Origin of the sequence: Pseudaminobacter soli (ex Li et al. 2025) (assembly GCF_003012705.1) — a bacterium.
Lineage (GTDB): Bacteria > Pseudomonadota > Alphaproteobacteria > Rhizobiales > Rhizobiaceae > Pseudaminobacter > Pseudaminobacter soli.
On the sequence record NZ_PXYL01000005.1, the window covers coordinates 64,597 to 84,107 of the forward strand.

Below are 19,511 nucleotides of genomic sequence, written 5' to 3' on the forward strand. Positions count from 1 at the left end.
ACCAATGGACACGCTGACCCGCATGCGCGCCTTCATCGACGTCGTCGAGGCGGAAGGGTTTTCGGCCGCCGCGCGCAAGATCGGCCGCTCGAAGGCGCTGCTTTCCAAATATGTGCGCGAGCTGGAAGACGAGTTGGGCGCGCTGCTGCTCAACCGCACCACGCGCCAGTTCTCGCTCACCGAGGCCGGGCACACCTATTATAGGCGCGCTTCGGAAATCATCCGCGAGGTCGACAGCCTGGCTGATGCGGTGCGCGAATCCTCGGGCGACGTGAAGGGCCGCATAAAACTTTCGGCGCCGCGCACCTTTGCGGACGCGCCGATCGGCCAGTCGCTGATCGACTTCGCCAAGGAGCACCCCGACATCGTGCTCGAAATCCAGCTCGACGACCGCTTCGTCGATCTGGTCGAGGAAGGTTTCGATCTCGCCATTCGCATTTCGCGGCTCGAAAACTCTTCGCTGATCGCGCGACGGCTGGCGCCCTTCTCGGTCAGGATCTGCGCCTCGCCAGAGCTGATCGAAAAGCACGGGCGCCCAATGCGCCCGCAGGACCTTGCCGGCATGCCCTGCGTCATCGACACCAACGGCCGCTGGCTGTCGAACTGGCCCTTCCTCGGCGACGGCGGCGAGACGGTCAGCATCTCGGTTGCCGGGCAGATGGAAGTGAACAGCCCGATGGCCACCCGCGCGGCGGCCCTTTCGGGTCTCGGCTTCGCCATCCTGCCCGATTTCATCGCCGCCCCGGACATCGAGGCCGGACGGCTGGTTCCAGTGCTCGACGAGCGCATCCTGCCCGGCGGCGGCATCTTCGCGGTCTACCCGCACAGGCGCTATTTGCCGGCCAAGGTGCGCGTCTTCGTCGATTACCTAGTGCACTGGTTCAAGCCGAAGGAGCGCGGCTGACCTTTTTTGGCGCCGCGCAACACATATTATAACATTCTGAAATCAAGGCATAATTTCGTCCCGAAGCCGGCTACGGCCTTGGAAACGAAGCGTTTGGCGGCGGGCTGGTCCCAATTTCGCCGGGATTCTGTTAACGCTCGGTAATCCGAATCCCCACAGGAACGCTACCGCCTATGAACGTCAGAATGAGAATGGCGATTCTGGCCACGGCCACCACCACCCTCCTCGCTTCGACGATCCCGGCACGCGTTCATCCGCATGTCTTTGCCGAGGCGCGCCTCGACGTCGTCGTCAATCCCGACCACACCGTGAAATCGCTGCGTCACGTCTGGCGCTTCGACGAGCTGTTTTCCTCCACCGTGCTGATGGAGTTCGACAAGAACTCCGACCTCAAGCTCGACGACGCTGAACTGAAGGACGTCGCGGACACCGTCTACAAGTCGCTTGCCGTATATGGCTATTTCCAGATGGTCACGGTCAACGACAAGGACGTGGAGATGAAGCCGCCGGCAAAGCTGATCGCGAATTACGACCACGACCAGCTCATCATCGCGTTCGAATCCGAGCCGAAGAAGCCGCTGAAACTCTCCGGCAAGGTCGATTTCGGCGTCTATGACCCGTCCTTCTACACGGCAATCGACTTCACCGACGACGCCAACATGGCGGTCGAAAACCTGCCCTCGGAATGCACACGCACCGTCGTCCGTCCCGACCCCGACGAGGCGATCAAGCAGAACCAGTCCAAGCTGACGGACGCGTTTTTCAACGATCCGACGGGCACGGACATGAGCAAGATTTTCGCCACTCGACTGGAACTCAACTGCCCAGCCCAAGGATAGAGCCCGTGAACAAGACGACCGGACGCGTACTGCTGACCGCCTTGATAGCGGTCTGCGTGCTCACCCAGCTTGCCCCCCACGCGCATGCGCAAAGTTCGCTCGGCATCGGGGCCAACGAGGCGACCATCCCCTCGACAGGCCTCTTTGCCCACCTGATGAACTGGATCAATGTCCAGCAGCAGACATTCTACCGTTCGCTCACCACCTCGCTGAAGGCGATGCGCGAGGACGGCAACCAGATGTGGGTTTTGGTCGGCCTGTCCTTCGCCTATGGCATCTTCCACGCCGCCGGGCCGGGCCATGGCAAGGCAGTCATCTCCTCCTACCTGCTGGCCAACGAGGTGGCGCTGCGGCGCGGCGTCATGCTGTCCTTCGTCTCGGCCTTCCTGCAGGCGGGAACGGCGATCGTCATGATGGCGCTGCTGTTCCTGGTGCTGCGCGGCACGTCCGTTTCGATGACCAACGCGACCTGGTTCCTCGAGGTGGCAAGCTATGTGATGATCAGCATGTTCGGCGCATGGCTGCTCTGGCAGAAGGCCTGGCCGCGGCTGCGCGGGCTGATCGGCGCCAATCCGGCTCACAGCCTTTCGGCAGCGCATGCCCATGCGCATGCGCACGACCATCACGACCACAGCTGCAGCCACCATTCGCATTCGCATGCGCACGCGCTCGTGCATGCCAATGACGATCACCCGGCGCATGACCATCATCATGATCATCACGATCACAGCCATTGCAGCCACGACCACCACGACCATCACCACCACGATCATTCGCACAATGCGCATGACCATGGCGCCGGCATGGTGTGCTCCAGCTGCGGCCACTCGCATTTGCCGGACCCGGCAATGATCTCGGGCGACAATTTCAGCTGGAAGACCGCCTGGTCGGCCGTGACCGCCGTGGGCCTGCGCCCTTGCTCGGGCGCCCTGATCGTGCTGACCTTTGCTTTCCTCAACGGCCTTTGGGCCGGCGGCATCCTATCGGTGCTCGCCATGGCTGTCGGCACCGCCATCACGGTCTCGGCGCTGGCCATCATGGCCGTCACGGCCAAGAACTGGGCCGTCGCCTTTGCCGGCGACGGGCGGATGGGCAACCGGGTGCACGCGGCCTTCGAGATCGGCGGCGCCGGTCTGGTCTTCGTGCTTGGCCTGCTTTTGCTGACGGCGAGCCTCAGCGCCTGAGCTCATCGCGTCCTTCGAGGCTCGCCCTTCGGGCTCGCACCTCAGGATGAGAGCCGTTGGCGCAACCTTCCTCATCCTGAGGTGCTCGGCCTGTGCGCCCTTCTAGGCTTCCCTGCGGGCTAGCAACTCAAGATGAGAGCCGTTGGTGCAACCTTCCTCATCCTGAGGTGCTCGCGAAGCGAGCCTCGAAGGACGCACCAAAACGATAGTCGAACTCAAGTGCCGCCCAATCCAAGGGCCGCGCTTCGAAAACCGCCTGCCAAAAGAAATTCGCTCTGGTCGTGGCAGCGACCAGAGCGAATTGGGCGTCTCAGCCCTGTCAGCTAACCGGCTAAACCGGCTTTGCCGATTAGTAGCTCGACTTTTTGGCCTCGCTCTTCTTGTGATGCTTGTGGACCGGCTTCTTGTGATGCTTCTTTTCCTTCATCGGAGCCGGAGCCGGGGCGTTGGTGTCCGTCTGGGTGGCGGTCGTGCCGGCAGCGTTGGCGCTGGTGGCGGCAAACATCGGAGCCGAGAAGGCCAGAGCAACGGTCAGGCCGAGAGCCGAGATCAGGGACTTGGAGAGGGTCATAATAGTTTCCTTTTGACAGGGGCCTGGGGGTTGTACTCAGCCGATCAGGGTTCGACCGGTTGAACACCGAGCATCTTCAGAGCGTTGGCGTAGGCGCGTATGCCCTGTGCCTGCCGTTTGCTGGAACAGAACTTGGCGGCCTTCCGTTGAAGAGCTTTCGCTTCGGCGGCCCGTTTTGCCTCCGCGTGCTCGGTAATCGCATGGGCGAATTGCTGCTGCAGCCGGTTGCACTGATCCATCCTAGATGTCGTCCCCGCCAGGGGCTGTTCGGACGTGGCGCCAAGCGAAAGCGCGGCGAGCAGAACGACGATCGAACTGGTCCCTAACTTCCTCATGGCGATCCCTGAACCGGTGTTTTGCAGCATGGTCTTTATGATCGGTCGCCATGTCCCGCGTTTTTCTGCTCTGCAGTATTTTGTTTCTGGATTGTAACAGCCGCTTGGCCGGCCAAGTCGCTGCGTCAACGAGGCAAGAGAACCGTTTCAATCTGACCGTGAATGGCTCTATTCTGCGCTGCGGATTTTACCGCGACCACGGAATGACAATTTGAAAACCGATGCCCACATCCTGATCGTCGACGACGACAAGGAAATCCGCGACCTGCTCCAGGAATATTTCCAGAAGCACGGGCTTCGCGTCTCGGCGGCCCGCGACGAGGACGAGATGCAGGCGGCGCTGCGGCGCGCGCCGGTGGACCTGATCATCCTGGACGTGATGCTGCCGGGCAAGAGCGGGCTGGACATCTGCCGCGAGCTGCGCACGCACTCGACCGTGCCGATCATCATGCTGACCGCCGTCACCGAAACGATCGACCGCGTGCTCGGGCTGGAGATGGGCGCCGACGACTATGTGCCAAAACCCTTCGATCCGCGCGAACTGCTCGCGCGGACACGCGCGGTGCTACGCCGGCGCGCCGAGCCCGGCGCCAGCTACAAGCCCATGCAGCAGATCTTCAAATTCGCCGGCTGGACGCTGGATTCCGGGCGCCGCCGGCTGCTCAACCCCGAAGCCGTGCGGGTCGAGCTGACCACGGCCGAGTTCAACCTGCTGCTGACTCTGGCCAAGAGCGCCCAGCGCGTACTCAGCCGCGAACAGCTCATCGAGCTGTCGAACCAGAACGGCGATTACAGCTACGACCGCAGCGTCGACATTCTCGTCAGCCGCCTGCGCCGCAAGATGGAAGACGATCCGCGCGCGCCCAAGCTGATCCTGACCGTGCGCGGCGGCGGCTACCAGTTCGTGCCCGAGGTCGCCGCCGAATGAAGTGGCTGCTGCCCCGCTCGTTGCCTGCCTGGGTCCTGCTGATCGTCATCGCGGGTCTCGTGGCTATCCAGGTGCTAACGCTTTCCATCGTCGCCCGCGAGCGCGTGGCCTCCAACAACGTTCTCGACCTCTTCCGGCTCAACGACCGGTCTCAATCGCTGGTCAAGCTGATGTATGCGGCGACGCCGGACGAGCGCAAGAAGGTGGCGGCCGGGCTTTCGGTGCCGCCCTATGTGCTGACGATGTCGGACACGCCGGCCATCACCACCACGATTCCCGACGACGACGAGATGGCCGAGATGGAGGACATCATCGTCGGCCGGCTCGCGAAGTACGGCGTGCAGGAAGCGCGGGTGCAGCGCGAGTCCCCGGTGAAGCCGGACGGCGCCAGTCACCAGCACAAGCCATTGGACCGGGACGACGTCGGCAGCATCGAGCGCGAACTGCTAGACCTTGCCGCCGACTTCACCAAGAGCGACACGCTGATCGCCTCGATCCAGTTCAACGACGGGCAGTGGCTGAATTTCATCATGCCCTCGACCCCGCTCAGCCCGGTGCTGACCATCCAGAACCTGCCGCTCTTTGCCTCGGCGGCAGCGGCGGTGGTGCTGCTGTCGATCTGGCTGCTGCGGCGGCTCACGGCCCCATATCGCACGCTCGAAAGCGCGGTTGAGCGCATCGGCGAGGACCTGAAGAGCCCTCCTTTGCCCGAGGAAGGCAGCAGCGAATACAAATCGACGGCGCGGGCGGTGAACACCATGCAGGCCAAGCTGCGCGAATATGTCGAGGATCGCGAGCTACTGGCTGCGGCGCTTGCGCATGATCTGCGCACCCCGCTGACCCGCATCCGCCTGCGGCTCGAACTGCTGCGCAAGTCGCCGCTCAAGACGGCGCTGATGCAGAATCTCGCCGACATCGAGGCCATTTCGTCGTCCGTGCTCGACTTCGCCACCCCCAACAGCGAGGACGAGCTTGAACGGATCGACTTCTGGTCGGTGGTCGACTCGATCGCCGACGACAACCCCAATGTCGTCTTCGATCAGCCCAAGCCAGCGCGCGGCCTGATCTGCCTCGGCCACATCGTTCCCTTGCGCCGCTGTGTCACCAACCTGGTGGAGAACGCGATCAAATATGGCGGCACGGCGCGCCTCAGCCTTTCTCAGACAGCCGGCAACATCGTGCTGACCATCGACGACGACGGCCCCGGCATAGCGGACGATCAGATGGACAAGGTGTTCCGCCCCTTCATGCGCGTGGAACGCTCGCGCAACCGCGAGACCGGGGGCTTCGGCCTTGGCCTGACCATCGCCCGCAACACGGCGCGCAGTTTTGGCGGCGAAGTAACTCTTCGCAACCGCCCCGAGGGAGGCCTGCGCGTGACGCTGACGCTGCCGCGCGCCCGGGACTTGCAGGCGGTCGGCTGACTATAGGTCTATCGCCAGGTCAGTCCTGCTTGCGTCTCTGGCTGCGTGCCCGCAGCCAGAAGATGATGAAGAAACACATGATGAAAAGCACCACGACGGCGACCCCCGCCACCGGAGAAATGGCGCTGGCCGCGAGCATGATGGCGGGCAGGAAATAGGCGAACACGCCGAACCCGAGCATGATCACCAGCGCGGCGATCATTGAGTTGCGGTTGCCTGTATCCATCATCAATTCCAATCCTGTCCGTTCGCTAGAGCGGCGGTCATCCTGACGGATGCCCTTACTCCGCTCTAGCTCATTGTCCTAGCCGCATTTCTGCGGCGCCAAGCGATTCCGCTTGGCTGCAAAATGCTCGGGCGTGTCACCTAGCGAAAATCTTCCAGCCGCTTCTTCTGCTGACCATCGGCGTCGTAATTAGCCGGATCGAGCCAGTTCTCATAGGCGCGTTTCAGCGCAGGCCATTCGCCGTCAATGACAGAATACCACGCCGTATCGCGATTCTTGCCCTTCACGACGAGGTGCTGGCGGAAAATCCCCTCGAATTTGAAGCCGAAACGCTCGGCCGCCCGCTTCGACGGCAGGTTGGCGTTGTTGCACTTCCACTCGTAGCGGCGATAGCCGAGCTCGTCGAAGGCATATTGCATGAACAGGAACTGCGCCTCGGTGGCGGCGGGCTTGCGCGAGATCACCGGCCCCCAATAGATGTTGCCGATCTCGATGACGCCATTGGCCGGATCGATGCGCATCAAAGTCTGCCGGCCGGCGATCTCGCCGCTCGCCTTGTCGATGACGGTGAAATAGAGCGGGTCCTCGCTCGCAGTCGCCTTGTCGAGCCAGGGCTGGAAGCCTTCGCGGGTTTCCGGCGGATATTCCGGCAGCCAGCGAAAACGGTCGCCGGCATCCGGCACCGACGATGCCGCAAACAGCCCGTCGCCGTGCTTTGCCGGGTCGAGCGGCTCGAGCCGCACATAGCGGCCTTCGAGCACCTTCCGCGCGGGCCGCGGCCGCGGCTGCCAGTTTGCCAGATCGATCGTCATCCCATGTTCCCTTATGATTGACTTTCCTTGGCCGAAAGCCTCACAAAAACGCATTCTGTACAAAAGAACCACACAGGCGTGAACCATGCTCCAAACGATTGCCGCCTTCGACCGCCTCGGCGAAGAAAATGCCTTTGCCGTGCTGGCACGCGCCACGCAGCTTGCCCATGAAGGCCGCGACATCGTCAATCTCGGCATCGGCCAGCCGGATTTCCGCACGCCCGAGCACATCGTGGAAGCGGCGATCAAGGCACTGCGCGACGGCCACCACGGCTACACACCAGCCAACGGCTTGCTCGCCACCCGCGAGGCGGTGGTGCGGCGCACGCTCGCCACCACCGGCGTGGAAGTGTCGCCCGAGAGCGTCATGATCATGCCCGGCGGCAAGCCAACCATGTTCGCCGCGATCCTGATGTTTGGCGAGCCGGGCACCGAAATCCTGTACCCCGATCCGGGCTTTCCGATCTACCGCTCGATGATCGAGTTCACGGGTGCCGCGCCCATCCCCGTGCCAATGCGCGAGGCGAACGGCTTTGCCTTCTCGGCCGAGGAGACACTGTCGCTGGTCACGCCGAAGACGCGGCTTTTGATCCTCAACTCGCCGGCCAACCCGACCGGCGGCGTCACGCCGCGCGCCGAGATCGAGAAGCTGGTGAAGGGGCTGGCGGCGCATCCGCATGTCGCGATCCTCTCCGACGAGATCTACGACGTCATGACCTATGACGGCGAGCAGCACTGCTCGCTGCTGCAATTCCCCGAAATCCGCGACCGGCTGATCGTGCTGAACGGCTGGTCCAAGACCTGGGCGATGACCGGCTGGCGCATGGGCTGGTCGATCTGGCCGAATGGCGAGAAAGGCGCGCACCTCTACGACAAGGTGCGCAAGCTTGCAGTGAACTGCTGGTCCTGCGTCAACGCGCCGAGCCAATGGGCCGGCATCGCGGCGATCGACGGCCCGCAGGACGAGGTCGAAAAGATGATGCGCGCCTTCGACCGGCGCCGCAGACTGGTGGTCGAGGGGCTGAACGCCCTGCCAGGCATATCCTGCATCACGCCCAAGGGCGCCTTCTACGCCTTCCCCAACATCAGTGGCACGGGCTGGAAATCCAAGAAGCTCGCCAGCGCGCTTCTGGAGGACGCGGGCGTGGCGCTGATCGGCGGGCCGGATTTCGGCGTGCTTGGCGAAGGCTATATCCGCCTCTCATACGCCAATTCGGAGGAGAACATCCTGCGCGCCCTGGAGCGGATCGGCGATTTCCTGCAGAGCAAGGCCGCGTAGCCGACATTCACCGGCCGTGTCAGGACGGCCTCTTATCCGGCAGCTTGATTACGGCCCGGCCACTGGTGATGTCGGTCACCATGCGGACGATCTCCTGCGCATCCGCCTCGGGCAGCGTCACCGCAAGCTCGGCCCCATCCGCGTCAAAAGTTTCGGCAGTGATCTGTACGCCCGGCCGCGCAGCCAGCCGCGCCTGCACAAGCGCGAGATCGCCGAAGCCGCAGGCGATGTGCGCCTCTATCGTGGCAATGATCGGCACTTTCGAGGCCGTGCGCAGGCAAGCGGCCGCCGTGCCGCCATAGGCGCGTACCAGCCCGCCGCTGCCGAGCAAAATGCCGCCAAACCAGCGTGTGACGACCACGGCGACATTGTCGAGCGACTGGCCGTCCAGCGCCTGCAGGATAGGCTTGCCCGCCGTGCCGCTCGGCTCGCCATCGTCGTTGAAGCGATAGCTCTGGCCAATGCGCCAGGCCCAGCAATTGTGGTTGGCGGCCGGGTCGGAATGCGCGGCGAAAAACTCCTTCGCAGCCGCCTCGCTCGCAATCGGCCCGGCGACGGCAAGAAACCGGCTTTTCTTGATCTCCTGTTCGAAGGTCTCGATGCTGTCGAGGGTGAACATGCTTCCAACCATCTTGCGAATTCGAACTGCGAGCCTTGACCCTCAACGTGCTGCCGGGAGCCGGCCGTTCGCTGGAAGCGCACCGGCTCCCCGCCGCCGCAATTCCAGCGCGAGGAGCGAATTACGACTGGCAGACGTCTACCCATTCGGCGGCAGTAAGGTCAGCCATGCGTTGCGGGGTGAGCCGCACCGCGGCATTGGTGGCGCCAGCAGCCGGCACGACCTCGCCAAAAGTCTTCAGGCTGACATCGCAATAGACCGGCAAAGGCTGCGGCAAGCCGAACGGGCAGACGCCGCCGACCGGATGGCTCGTGGCTTCCGCCACCTCCTCCGGCCCCAGCATCCGCGCCTTGGCGCCAAAACGATCCTTGAACTTGCGATTGTCGAGCCGGGCGGTTCCGCTCGCCACGATCAGCATGGTCGTATCGCCTGCGCGCAGGCAGATCGTCTTGGCGATCTGCTCCGGCGAAACCCCATGCGCCTCGGCGGCCAGCGCGACCGTCGCCGAACTCGCATCGGTGACGATCACGGCTATGTCCGGCGCATTGGCTGCAAAGAAGGAACGAACGGATTCAAGCGACATGCAAGTTGAGTATCGCGGCTGGCGGCAAGAGGCAATCCGCATCGGGCCGAACAAGCTTTTCCATTTCCCCGTTGATGCCTGCGAACGCATCGGCTATGAAGCGCGGGATCGGTCGGCCAGCGACTGATTTTCGTCGAAGCGATTCTTCAGCTTCGGCCAGGCACCCGTAGCTCAGCTGGATAGAGCGCTGCCCTCCGAAGGCAGAGGTCACAGGTTCGAATCCTGTCGGGTGCGCCAAAAACCTCAAGCAAAATCAATGGTTAGCCGAACATTAGCGCTACCGCATAAGGCGCCACTTGCAGGTTGATGCGAGAACAAGAGTGGAACATTCCGGCCCGTCCCGTACAAATCCCGTACACGGAATCGCGGTCTGTTCCCATCAGCCGTCGTCTATCAGAACGCCGATTGTGTCAATGACCTTGTACATGAGAACGAATTAGGAACGCGCGCCCTTTGGAGTCAAGCTGCGTTGGTGCCTGAAACGCAAAAAAGACGCCCGCCGCCTCCGGAGAGACGACGGGCTGATGATTTGATGCTGGGAAAGTGATCAGTCTGCCGGGGGCCTATCCTCTATCGCCTCCCGCCATATCCTTGATGCCCTTGCCTGCTTCGCTCGCTGCGCGTCGTTGAGGAGGTCTAGCGCGTGGGCCTCGGCCTCTTCTGGCGTCAGCGTGATCTCGAAATAGACGCTCGGTCCTTCTGTTTGGATTCGGGTGCATACGGTTTCTGGATCACGCGGCTGCCATACCCGCGGCAGCATGAGGCAACGGTTCATCTACGCCTCTTGGTCTCATATCTATGGATGTTCCAGCGGATGAGCAGGAACAGCAGCCAGTTCACGCGTAGAGCTCTTCAAGCTCCAGCATGGAAATGAACTTGTCCGACTCGACGCGACCACCACGCAGCCGAAGCTCGTGAATGCCGTAGGTATAGCCGGTCGTCGCGCCGTCCGTGTATTTCGGCGTGTAGCCATACGGCATTGCGCTTCCGAGATTGGTGATCGTGATCGAGTTGTTGATGCCGATCTTTGGCACCGTGACGTGGTTATTGCGGTGGGTATGCCCGAATACGATGGAATGCGTGGCCTGGTTGCCGATCGTGTTCTCTGGGTAGCGACCGCCGATTGGCTTGCCCATGATCGAATGCGGGACGTGGGTGAAACCGACGCCCTCCAGGAACAGCCAATGCCGATATGGCGTCGTGCGCCAGCGGTAGCGCGCGAAGAACTGCTCCAGCTGCAGCGTGAGCGTTCCGGCAAGGTTCGGCGCCAACTCCTCGAGCCGCCAGACGCGAAACTCGTGATTGCCGAAAATCTCGTCATGGGGGATTTCGCCGGCACCCACCTCCGAATGGTAGATGTCGAAGGCCTCCTCGCCGGCTCCGATCTCGTCCTGGAAGGCTGGGCGCTCTAGCTGGCTGGCAGAGCCGGGGGCGCTGTGGAATTCGCAACTCCCGATATCGAAACAGTCGCCGATCTGGACGACGTTGTCCGGTCGTCTTGCCGCGACGTGGCGGCCGATCCAGCGCATGTGCTCGAAATCCATGCCCGGCTTGATATGCAGGTCGCCGATGGCGATCACCTTGCGGGCCGGGATGTCTTTGACCACGTTCGGATTGTAGGCCCTGACGCGGACGCGCGCCTTAAAGGTGTCCGGCTCGACGTCAGGAGTATACGCCTCCTGATTGGTCTTCCTGTCGGCTTCCGTGATCATCTGGATCCGCCGCCTGGCTGTCATCCGGTTTATGCCGGCAGCTTTCGCCAGGCCGTTGTAATTCACGGACTGATCGAGGCGGGTGAACTCTGGGAGAAGCTGGCGGATTCGGAGGAGGTCTTCGGGGTCGGTCTTGGTCACACCGTCGGGGTTGGCCATCAGGCATCCCTCCCGATGATAACGGGACTGGCGCCCGAGCCCTGACCGATGATGCAACCGGTCGTGTGCTGAGAGACGACCAGCGTCCACGTCAGATGAGGAGACTGAAACAGCATCGTGCGGATCGTCGCGCCGTTGACCCGTTGAGTGCCGGACCAAGCGAGTTCCTCGCCGCGCAGTTCATGCAAGTCGCTGATGATCCGCTCCAGATAAAAGCATGAGGCCCGCTGTGCCTTCGCCTGTGCCGCCATGAACAACAAACCACCGATGGACAGGACAAGCATGGACAGAGAGAAGATCAATGCCCGTGTCGTGGTCATGCCGAACTCCTTATTTGCTGGGGAACCAGGGAAAGAAGAAGGAGAGCTTTGCGGCGATGAACCCGCCGACAGATGCTGCGGCGATGATGGCCCACCGGGCGCCTTTGGCAGCCATCAGAAGGTCATGCATTTCGGTGACCTTGGTGTCCATGGCCTCGATGGTCTTGGTCTGGTGGGCAACCTCAGCCTCGAGGCGAATAACGCGGTCGCGGGTGTCTGTGGTATCGCTCATGGCGTCTAGGTCCCTGTGCTGCGCTTAATGAAAAGGGAACCATTGGCGGCTATCGCCTGTTACAGCCACGGTGATCCCGGTAGATCATTGCTGGTCAGGGTCGGTGCGGCTGCGCTAACAGCCACCCGGCCCGCTCTTGATTATTTGCCCTGCCCCTCAAGAGCTTCGACGGCCTTGGACAGCCCGTCATGACGTCGAGCACATTCCCCAAGCGCCAGCCGATCCTTGCCCCAGAGACGGGCAACCTCGGACACGGTCAGGTCACGATTGGGAATGTCGACGACGCTCTGGCATTCCTGTTTCAGCGACATCGGGACGCTCGCCAGATTGGGAGGCTCAACGACCAGTGGCGTTGAGTTGGTTTGACAGCTTGCGAGGAAGCAGAGCCCCGAGAGGAGCATCAGTTTCAATTTCATGAATGATCTCCTCTAGGGCTGTTTCCGCTTCGGCGGCCCTCTTCTGCTGGGAAAGGAATTCGGATTCGATGCGATTGATCTGGGCCTGAGCAGCCTGCCGCTTGCGCTCGTTTTCGGCCCGGACCTCGGCCATCTTGTCGAGCCATTTGACTTGTTCAGTGAGCGCACCCTCGGACAGGCCGGCGCGGTATCGGAGATGCCCGTAGCCCCAGACAGAGCCAATCAGGGCCACGGCGATGATGGCGTAGACGGCGAGCGCGTTGAGCCCGAGCGCGCGGGCGATGGTGGAGATCATTGAACCACACCAGTGGCAGTCGTGGGTGCTATGCCAGACCATATTTGCGGTCGGTTCGGGCAGGCCACATTCCCGCATGCGCCCTTGCAGTCGCACGGGTTCGTCACATTCAAACGTTTCAGGTAGTCAGGGTATGGTGCCGGACTGTATGGGATCGTCAGTGGGTAGGTCGGCATCGGCGTCGCGCTGATCGCATCGACCGGCCCAGGACACGTCTCGACGTGCGGCGCGTGATGCTTTTGGCAAGATGGGCAAAACCAAGCTGATCGGGCGATCATAGCGTTACTCCTTCGAGACAGATGCGGCGCTCCTCGGCACGGCGGTTGACAAGCCCTTGGACAACGCGACCGCCGGCCCGGTTCCATGCCGAGATGGCATCACAGGCGCCGCGGATATCGCCAGCATTGGCCCGGCGCACGACGGTGGAGCCGCAGAAAGCAGTCGTGCCGATGTTGTAGGATAGCGAGAGGAAAGCCACGTAGGACTTGGCAGGGATCGCGTCAGGCGCTTTCAGGCACCGGCGCATGCCGGTCTCAAACTCGACCAAGGCATCGCCCAGCATCGCCTTGCATTCATCGACGGTGTACCGATCGCCCATCTTCACGCCACGGGTCTCCCCGAAGCACACAGTTGGGATGCCTACCACATCACGGTAGGCAACGGTCCGCAGGCCCTCCCATGAGCCAACAAGGGCCACAGCGGCGGCCAGCAAGGCCCCGCTCTTCTTCAAGCGGCTCATTCTGGATCTCCTGAGATTTTGGATTGCGCGACAAGGCGGGCGATGAATGCCGCCGCCGTGGTGAGTGCTGAAAGGCCGGCAAAGACGCCGGTAGGGATGGGAAGGAATCCGTCGAGGAACGGCAATGCGACCTCGAGACCGGACAGCAGCGCCGCCAATGCGATGAGCCGGACGCTCCAGGCATGCCGAAGCACCGCCCGCCAGTTAGGTGCGAGACGCATTGCTTGATCCTTTTGGGTGAGTACTTGGCGGGCTGGCTACGGCCAAAGAATAGGCGGAAGACCTGCAAGCATTGCCGCCGAAACGCTCTTCTTAAGAAACAGTTAATTTGCCAAATTCGTGAGCAATTTCATGGCGCTGGAGACAACGCATGTTTTCGCGCTAAGTACCTATCGGTTAACAAACCCTTAAGATGCAGTTGACGGCAAAATAATCGCAGTCATATGATCACAATCACGAGAAACGGGGGACCTCCCATCTCGTATTGCGTTGGGTTTAAATCAGGGGATCTCGAATGAACAAGCTCATGAGCATTGCTCGGCAGTTCCGTGAAGAAGAAGACGGCGCTGCTATGGTGGAATACTCGATTCTGATCGGCATCGTCGCTGCTGCCTCCATCACCGCGATCATCGCGATCGGCGGCTGGGTTGGCAACCAGTTCTCCGGCCTTTGCACCAAATTGGGCACCAATGGTGCCGCCGGCAGCACCTGCAGCCCGGGGTAACAGCGTTATCTAAGTCTCCCCGCTTTGAGAATCAGGGAGGCTCCTTCGGTTGGCACGGGTTTTCATGAACTGCCCCGTGCTGGCATGGTTCCGCCCCGGAACCAGAGGACTCGGCGATCGAAGCATCAAAGGCTATTTTCATCGGTGGCCGCTTCGAGAGCCGGGTCCTTTCGCACCTTGAGGAGATGCAATCCGATGTGGTCGGCGAAGAGCAAGAGGTTCACGCTTCATGCGGTGTGGTTTGCCACTGGTGTTTCCATCGGCGTGTATGCTTATGTGACGCTTTCCGATCATTTAAGGGTTAGATTTGATCCACCAAGGCCGCATGTTGCCGAGGCGGGCGATTACCACCTCACGGCGTTACGGTGATCGGGATCACCTTTGTGAAGCTCTTGCCGTTGGCGTCCGTCGCCTTGACTGTGACGTTGTGCGTGCCGACCGTTAGTCCACCAGCAACTCGAAGTTCATCGCCAACGATTGAAAACGCCGCCGCCTGAAATCTGTAAACAGCGGTGACGTGGACTTTGTCGAACAGGACCTGATTGGTATATCCGGCCTTGGTGTCTCGGTAGATTGCCGTGACATGCAGCTTTTCAAGCCGCTGCTTGTCGACGAAATCGCTGGCGTTCTGGTCGCGATAGGCCGCTGTACCGTGGAGTTTGTCGAGGCTGACACCCATGGCTTATGCCCTCGACCGCATGCCCGGCTCTGATGCGTTGAGTTCCGTTGGCGTCCAATACGTCGATGTAGCGGGGGACATGTCCCATGCTTCGGTATAGTCGGCAGCAGATACCGTCAGCGTACGGTCGCTCCTGTGGTTGTCGGCACCAGCCACTCGGTAGAAAATGTTCTCTTTCTGTGGGCCAGACGCGTCGCGCAGAGCATTGGCCGCGACCTGTACCCTCTCGATCCTCTCCCCGCCCGCGAGCGCTGGGAACGAGGTGAGGCCAACGGAAACCCGCTGATCAGCCGTGCCACTGGTCATATAGGTAGCAGCCGGCGTCAGTTCGTTGAGCGCTGTGTATCCGGCTCCAGACCATTCCGAGTATGTCCCGTTTGCGTTTGGGATTCTGGTTACGAGCTTCGAATTGATTGTGTTCCAATCAGCAACGATGATTTCTGACCACCTCACCGCGCCGCTGGACATTGATGTATCAATGTTTCCGAGCCGCATTTTGTCCAGCACCGAGACGCCACTCCAAGTTAGATTGGCGGCATCGTTGGCAATGACCGGAATATTATCGAGATAGACGCGAACACTTCCTGGGTTGCCGAGCTTTACGAGAATGTCGAGCTTAAAGCTTTGAGCGGCACCGATTGTGACATCGCCGGAAACGCCAAGTGAGGAATACGTTCCGTCGAGCTTGCGGATTTCAAGGCGCGCTGGGGAACTCTGTGAGAATCTAAGAGCCAGACGTTCCGCGCCACCTGAATACCATTTCAGGAAATTCAGATTGAATGGTGTCGTACTGCCGAAGTTCACCAGGGCGTGAAACCAAAGTTCTGCCGATGAATACGTGCTGGTCTCGAGATAGTTTGTTCCCTCAGCGGCACCTGCCACGTTGATGGAACAGCGTGCGTTACTGGCATTGTAGGACCCAGCATTCGTGCTATGCGAGACATTCCCGACTTTGACTGGAAAGTCCTGCAACTCAGCGCCCTGAAAAAAGACCGTCATCTTGCATGTCCTTTAAGTGGTGATCTCGAACGTGATAGGTGCAGCCCCACCGACCGTTGAGAGTTTGCCGACGACAGATCCCGACGTGGCGCTGACCGAAACCGTGTCGTTCGAGATGAGAATGTCCGAGGGGCCTGGCGTCGAGAGAACGATTTGGAGTCGGCGTGACTGCCACGACGAGTACCCATCTCTCTCGGCCGAAACGACGATGTAGCCCTGCTCAACCGCGCCGAAATCGGCCTTGGCAACGTTCTGCGAGGTTCCCGTAATCCCGGAGTAGGTGCGAAGCACAGTACCGCTCAGATCGGTCAGCGTTACGGATGTTGTCTGCCCTACTTCTGGCGTCTGATCGGCAGCGGTCCAATCAATCGGAGTTGCCTCTGTCAGCCGGTTCCGCCTCGCCCAGGTAACGGGAATTGGATCGATCGAGATTGCATCAACTGGACCCGCCGAACTGCCGTTCACCTTCACATTGGCGGGTCTGTATGGGCGAACGGCTCGGTTGGCGAAAGTCACCGTATCGACCGGCGCCTCGATTTCCTCCAACACATCGCGACTTGTAACGGTGAGAAGCCGTACCGACACATTGTTACCGTTCGTCCGCTTCTGAAAATCCGATTCTGAGAAGTCGTCAAAGAACAGGATTGCGGTACCCTTGGTGTGGCTGCGCGGAACCGTATCAAGGCAGCCGCGCGCAATGGTGATCGTGCCGCTGCCTATTGCATCGATGCGCACGACCTCTGTCCTGGTTTCGCCGAATATCACCGCCAGCGAGCCGATGGAGACATTTCCGAGCCCGATTTCACCGGACACGGCAACGTCGGTTGCGTCAGCGGAGATTGCCGCATCCAGAACCGCGCTGGGTGCGAAGTCGAGAGAGCCCGCGTCGCGGTAGGTGCTGCCGCCGCCAACCTGGATTATGGCATTGAGTGCGTCACCTGACGGCCTCCCGCCTGCGATCTGGAGCAAGCCGGCTTTCGGATCGGCAGAAAGCATGGCGGCCAGATCGGAGTCGCCGATCATCTGCCGAAGTTCTCGATAAGGCATCTCCCAGACCAGCCGCGGCGATACCGGTGCCGTGGGGGTGTCCGGAACATCCTCGGCAGAACTATCCACCAGAACCGCAGCGCCGAGATTGAACACGTCCTGCACGAACTTCATGACGATCTTGTTCGATCGCCCATCACCGAAGTCCTGGTCGACCACGCGCATGACCTGCCCGGAAAGCGAGTGCCGGTCAGATACGAGCCGGAATGGATCTCCAGGGTTCAACTTCTCGACGGTGCGTTTGCACGAAATGCGACCTGAAATGATCCCGGCACCAAGCGAGAGAACATCGCGCGTCGCCACTCGTATTGCGAGGTCACGATGGTTGATGCCGGGGTATTCGCGGCTTGTGGAAACGATGCCGCTGGTCGATTGCATCGCCTGGGCAATGTTCGTCACGGCATGGGAACCGGTCTTGCGCTTCTCCCGGTTGTAATAGTTGACGATGACCTGATTGACCGCTTCAGCGGTCTGGCGCCGCTCGATCTCGGTCCAGTCGGTCACGACATCTTCATTGATCACCGGAATGGTGTTGATGTCGTAGTCCTTGCGGATCGGCTTCAGCCTGAACTTGCCGGTCGAGCGATCGACGAAGAGATAGGCGTCGACATGCGCCAGAATGCGGGAAACGAAGTCCTCGATTGCCTCCTGGCGATACCATTTCAGCGAGAGACCGAAGCCTTCGGCGTAGAAGATATCCGCCGCCGCTCGAAAGCTCGCATCGTCGATGTCGGCGTCATTGTAGCCCATCCCCCACGTCCTGTCGGTCAGGCACTCGCGAATGATGTGGGCCGGGTTCATGTCGCCGGATGAGGCACCGGTGAAGTACCAGAAGAGGGAGCGAAGGGGGCCGCCAGTTACCAGGATGCCGCCATGCTCTTCGTTGAACCCCACTCCGCCGGAGCCGAGCGAAGGGTCGTTTTTCCCGACGAAATTGGTGCTGGCGACAATCGTTGTGTGCAGAATTTCCAGCGTCGATACGCCGATCTGGTGGATTCTCACTGCGCCAGATGCGTTGATGAAAAGACCAATGGTCCCCGGGCCACTTTTCATCCGCTTAGAGGTCAAGAAACTCGTGCTGCTGCCGCTTACGATTCCAGGAGCCGACCTTTTGAGCGTTGAGAGGTCAGCGGAATAGACGCGGATATCCCCGTTTGAGCAGACGATGATGACTTCGTCCGTGTCGCGGGAATAGTGGCAGCTGCGTATGTCAGCCGTCAGCCCAGCAGGCGTGACGATATTCTCCGCGAAGGAGGGCCACGCCACGCGGACGATTTTGGATGGATCATCAGAAAGGGCGCAATAGGCGTAGTTGCGCCCCATGGAGATCGAATTCAGCCGCTCGCTGGTTCCGGCTTCAGACCATGCAAGAGACCAAGCGCCGCCGGCCTCCTTTTTCAGGAGGTTCCACCGATTAAGGTCGGTGCTGAACCCGCGGGTTCTTGCCATCCCCCATTTGGCATCTTCCGCTTCAATGTCGTCCATCAGGAAGCCATAGTTGCCATGGCTTCCGGGGATCTCGATGCTTTGAACCAGAGTGCCCGTGTCCGGCTTATAGAACTTTAGAGAGGTTCCGGCAGGGCCGCCCCCTTGCTGCAGCACGATCTCCATATCGCCGGTGATGTGGCCGCGATCACCAATCTCCCAGGCACCCTCCTGAGGTATTGTGATGTGCTTGCCAGTCTGGATCGACCAGACGATCGCGCCGCCGTTATAGTTCGCCCAGAGGATATAATCTCCGTAGGTATCCCAATTGCTGCTGCTGCCGATGTGAATCCCAAGGTCAAGACCGGGATTGCCTTTCGTCGTGTCGATCGGCGCAGCAACCTCTGCCGTCTGCGGATACCACTGCGCGGAGCCATCGGAACGCTTGAAGATGCGCTTGATCCTGAACGCCCACGGCTTGATGTAAGGGCTGGTGCCGAGATACACGCCGCGCAGAACGATACCGACGATGCCGCGATAGGCGGGCGTATCCGGACCTTGCTTGGAAACAAGATAGTCATTCCGGCCCTGATCCTGGGTGCCCATCTCAACATCGAGCTTGCCAGAAATGCCGCCTTCGCGGTCCTGTCCGCCGAACAGGTTCTCCTTGTTGATCCCCATCCGCCCGCCGCGGAAAGCACCCTTCCACGCTACCTTATCGCCGACGCGGATCTCCTGGAGCTCGTCTGCCGGGCCGTGGCAGAGGCCCAGATGCATGCCGAGGTAATACTTGTAGCCGAGCGTCTGGCGCGGCCCGAAAAAGCCATAGCGGCGCGGTCCTTTGATCGCATCCGTGCCAAGCGCGCCATACCAAACCACGTTCGGATCGGCGAAATCATTGGTGCCAAAGGCAACCGGGATTTCACGGCCTTCATCCGCCGTCGGTGCTTTGAAGTCCGAAAGGGATGCCGGCTTCGCATCCTGCGGCTTAGGCGTCAGGATCAGGTTGAGCGCAAAGGACGCCAGCCCGATAACGAGGTTCCAGAACATGTCGGCTGTA

General features: G+C 61.0%; 23 protein-coding genes and 1 tRNA gene. 8 read left to right on the top strand and 16 right to left on the bottom strand.

Annotated elements, in window-relative coordinates; genetic code table 11:
- Positions 1 to 4 precede the first annotated feature (4 nt).
- From C7I85_RS11765 to C7I85_RS11775, 3 genes are all read left to right on the top strand, one after another.
- A complete protein-coding gene (locus C7I85_RS11765) occupies positions 5 to 904 on the top strand; it encodes a LysR family transcriptional regulator (protein ID WP_106724186.1) in 900 nt (299 codons plus the stop codon).
- A 173-nt stretch (positions 905 to 1,077) separates the two neighbouring features.
- Entirely contained in the window at positions 1,078 to 1,743 is a 666-nt protein-coding gene (locus C7I85_RS11770; RefSeq protein WP_106724187.1) for a DUF1007 family protein, read from the top strand.
- Between the two features lie 5 nt (positions 1,744 to 1,748).
- The gene (locus C7I85_RS11775; protein ID WP_106724188.1) at positions 1,749 to 2,927 is read left to right on the top strand and encodes a nickel/cobalt transporter; all 1,179 of its coding nucleotides are present in this window, start codon (positions 1,749 to 1,751) and stop codon (positions 2,925 to 2,927) included.
- 349 nt (positions 2,928 to 3,276) lie between these two features.
- Here C7I85_RS11775 and C7I85_RS11780 read toward each other — a convergent pair whose 3' ends face one another.
- On the bottom strand, positions 3,277 to 3,498 hold the full coding sequence (locus tag C7I85_RS11780) for a hypothetical protein (protein WP_106724189.1): 222 nt from the start codon (positions 3,496 to 3,498) through the stop codon (positions 3,277 to 3,279).
- Positions 3,499 to 3,542: 44 nt separating this feature from the next.
- Complete coding sequence (locus C7I85_RS11785) at positions 3,543 to 3,863, bottom strand: hypothetical protein (RefSeq protein WP_245444905.1); 321 nt, start codon at positions 3,861 to 3,863, stop codon at positions 3,543 to 3,545.
- A 181-nt stretch (positions 3,864 to 4,044) separates the two neighbouring features.
- On the opposite strand from C7I85_RS11785, the gene C7I85_RS11790 reads away from it, so the two are divergent.
- On the top strand, positions 4,045 to 4,761 hold the full coding sequence (locus C7I85_RS11790) for a response regulator (protein ID WP_106724190.1): 717 nt from the start codon (positions 4,045 to 4,047) through the stop codon (positions 4,759 to 4,761).
- Positions 4,758 to 6,185: an ATP-binding protein gene (locus tag C7I85_RS11795; RefSeq protein WP_106724191.1), complete on the top strand. Its 1,428-nt coding sequence runs from the start codon at positions 4,758 to 4,760 to the stop codon at positions 6,183 to 6,185. Before C7I85_RS11790 ends, C7I85_RS11795 begins: the two co-directional genes overlap by 4 nt.
- Positions 6,186 to 6,204: 19 nt before the next feature.
- Here the strand turns inward: C7I85_RS11795 and C7I85_RS11800 are convergent, their stop codons facing one another.
- Entirely contained in the window at positions 6,205 to 6,387 is a 183-nt protein-coding gene (locus C7I85_RS11800) for a hypothetical protein (RefSeq protein ID WP_245444906.1), read from the bottom strand.
- A 164-nt stretch (positions 6,388 to 6,551) separates the two neighbouring features.
- Positions 6,552 to 7,223 (bottom strand): GNAT family N-acetyltransferase, encoded by a 672-nt coding sequence (locus C7I85_RS11805; protein ID WP_106724193.1) that lies wholly within the window; start codon positions 7,221 to 7,223, stop codon positions 6,552 to 6,554.
- An 85-nt stretch (positions 7,224 to 7,308) separates the two neighbouring features.
- Here C7I85_RS11805 and C7I85_RS11810 point away from each other — a divergent pair, with 85 nt between their 5' ends.
- The gene (locus tag C7I85_RS11810; protein ID WP_106724194.1) at positions 7,309 to 8,502 is read left to right on the top strand and encodes a pyridoxal phosphate-dependent aminotransferase; all 1,194 of its coding nucleotides are present in this window, start codon (positions 7,309 to 7,311) and stop codon (positions 8,500 to 8,502) included.
- Positions 8,503 to 8,521: 19 nt separating this feature from the next.
- Here the strand turns inward: C7I85_RS11810 and C7I85_RS11815 are convergent, their stop codons facing one another.
- Both C7I85_RS11815 and C7I85_RS11820 read right to left on the bottom strand, forming a co-directional pair.
- Positions 8,522 to 9,121: an IMPACT family protein gene (locus tag C7I85_RS11815; protein WP_106724460.1), complete on the bottom strand. Its 600-nt coding sequence runs from the start codon at positions 9,119 to 9,121 to the stop codon at positions 8,522 to 8,524.
- A 121-nt stretch (positions 9,122 to 9,242) separates the two neighbouring features.
- Positions 9,243 to 9,704 (bottom strand): YbaK/EbsC family protein, encoded by a 462-nt coding sequence (locus tag C7I85_RS11820; RefSeq protein ID WP_106724195.1) that lies wholly within the window; start codon positions 9,702 to 9,704, stop codon positions 9,243 to 9,245.
- Between the two features lie 160 nt (positions 9,705 to 9,864).
- Between C7I85_RS11820 and C7I85_RS11825 the strand changes: the two genes are divergently transcribed.
- Positions 9,865 to 9,941: transfer RNA gene (locus tag C7I85_RS11825), tRNA-Arg, on the top strand.
- Positions 9,942 to 10,540: 599 nt separating this feature from the next.
- On the opposite strand, the gene C7I85_RS11835 is transcribed toward C7I85_RS11825, so the two are convergent.
- The 7 genes from C7I85_RS11835 to C7I85_RS11860 all read right to left on the bottom strand — a co-directional run bounded on the left by C7I85_RS11835 (position 10,541) and on the right by C7I85_RS11860 (position 13,798).
- A complete protein-coding gene (locus C7I85_RS11835) occupies positions 10,541 to 11,575 on the bottom strand; it encodes a hypothetical protein (protein WP_106724197.1) in 1,035 nt (344 codons plus the stop codon).
- Positions 11,575 to 11,895, bottom strand: coding sequence for a hypothetical protein (locus C7I85_RS11840; RefSeq protein WP_106724198.1), 321 nt, complete (start codon positions 11,893 to 11,895; stop codon positions 11,575 to 11,577). The genes C7I85_RS11835 and C7I85_RS11840 overlap by 1 nt, the downstream gene beginning before the upstream one ends.
- A 10-nt stretch (positions 11,896 to 11,905) precedes the next feature.
- Entirely contained in the window at positions 11,906 to 12,127 is a 222-nt protein-coding gene (locus tag C7I85_RS11845; RefSeq protein WP_106724199.1) for a hypothetical protein, read from the bottom strand.
- Positions 12,128 to 12,267: 140 nt separating this feature from the next.
- Positions 12,268 to 12,438 carry a hypothetical protein gene (locus C7I85_RS30945; protein WP_181257153.1) on the bottom strand — a complete coding sequence of 57 codons (171 nt, stop codon included), beginning with the start codon at positions 12,436 to 12,438 and terminating at the stop codon, positions 12,268 to 12,270.
- Positions 12,439 to 12,463: 25 nt separating this feature from the next.
- A complete protein-coding gene (locus tag C7I85_RS11850; RefSeq protein WP_106724200.1) occupies positions 12,464 to 12,838 on the bottom strand; it encodes a hypothetical protein in 375 nt (124 codons plus the stop codon).
- Positions 12,839 to 13,112: 274 nt separating this feature from the next.
- Positions 13,113 to 13,577: a lysozyme gene (locus C7I85_RS11855; RefSeq protein WP_210203036.1), complete on the bottom strand. Its 465-nt coding sequence runs from the start codon at positions 13,575 to 13,577 to the stop codon at positions 13,113 to 13,115.
- Entirely contained in the window at positions 13,574 to 13,798 is a 225-nt protein-coding gene (locus C7I85_RS11860) for a hypothetical protein (protein WP_106724201.1), read from the bottom strand. The genes C7I85_RS11855 and C7I85_RS11860 overlap by 4 nt, the downstream gene beginning before the upstream one ends.
- A 293-nt stretch (positions 13,799 to 14,091) precedes the next feature.
- On the opposite strand from C7I85_RS11860, the gene C7I85_RS11865 reads away from it, so the two are divergent.
- Positions 14,092 to 14,301, top strand: a complete 210-nt coding sequence (locus C7I85_RS11865; protein ID WP_106724202.1) for a Flp family type IVb pilin — start codon at positions 14,092 to 14,094, stop codon at positions 14,299 to 14,301.
- A gap of 352 nt (positions 14,302 to 14,653) precedes the next feature.
- On the opposite strand, the gene C7I85_RS11870 is transcribed toward C7I85_RS11865, so the two are convergent.
- Genes C7I85_RS11870 through C7I85_RS11880 form a run of 3 tightly spaced genes read right to left on the bottom strand, consistent with a single transcriptional unit; the run spans position 14,654 to position 19,501 of the window.
- Positions 14,654 to 14,980 (bottom strand): hypothetical protein, encoded by a 327-nt coding sequence (locus tag C7I85_RS11870; RefSeq protein WP_106724203.1) that lies wholly within the window; start codon positions 14,978 to 14,980, stop codon positions 14,654 to 14,656.
- A 3-nt stretch (positions 14,981 to 14,983) separates the two neighbouring features.
- Positions 14,984 to 15,979 (bottom strand): hypothetical protein, encoded by a 996-nt coding sequence (locus C7I85_RS11875; protein ID WP_106724204.1) that lies wholly within the window; start codon positions 15,977 to 15,979, stop codon positions 14,984 to 14,986.
- Positions 15,980 to 15,991: 12 nt separating this feature from the next.
- Entirely contained in the window at positions 15,992 to 19,501 is a 3,510-nt protein-coding gene (locus tag C7I85_RS11880; RefSeq protein ID WP_106724205.1) for a phage tail protein, read from the bottom strand.
- Positions 19,502 to 19,511: the final 10 nt, after the last annotated feature.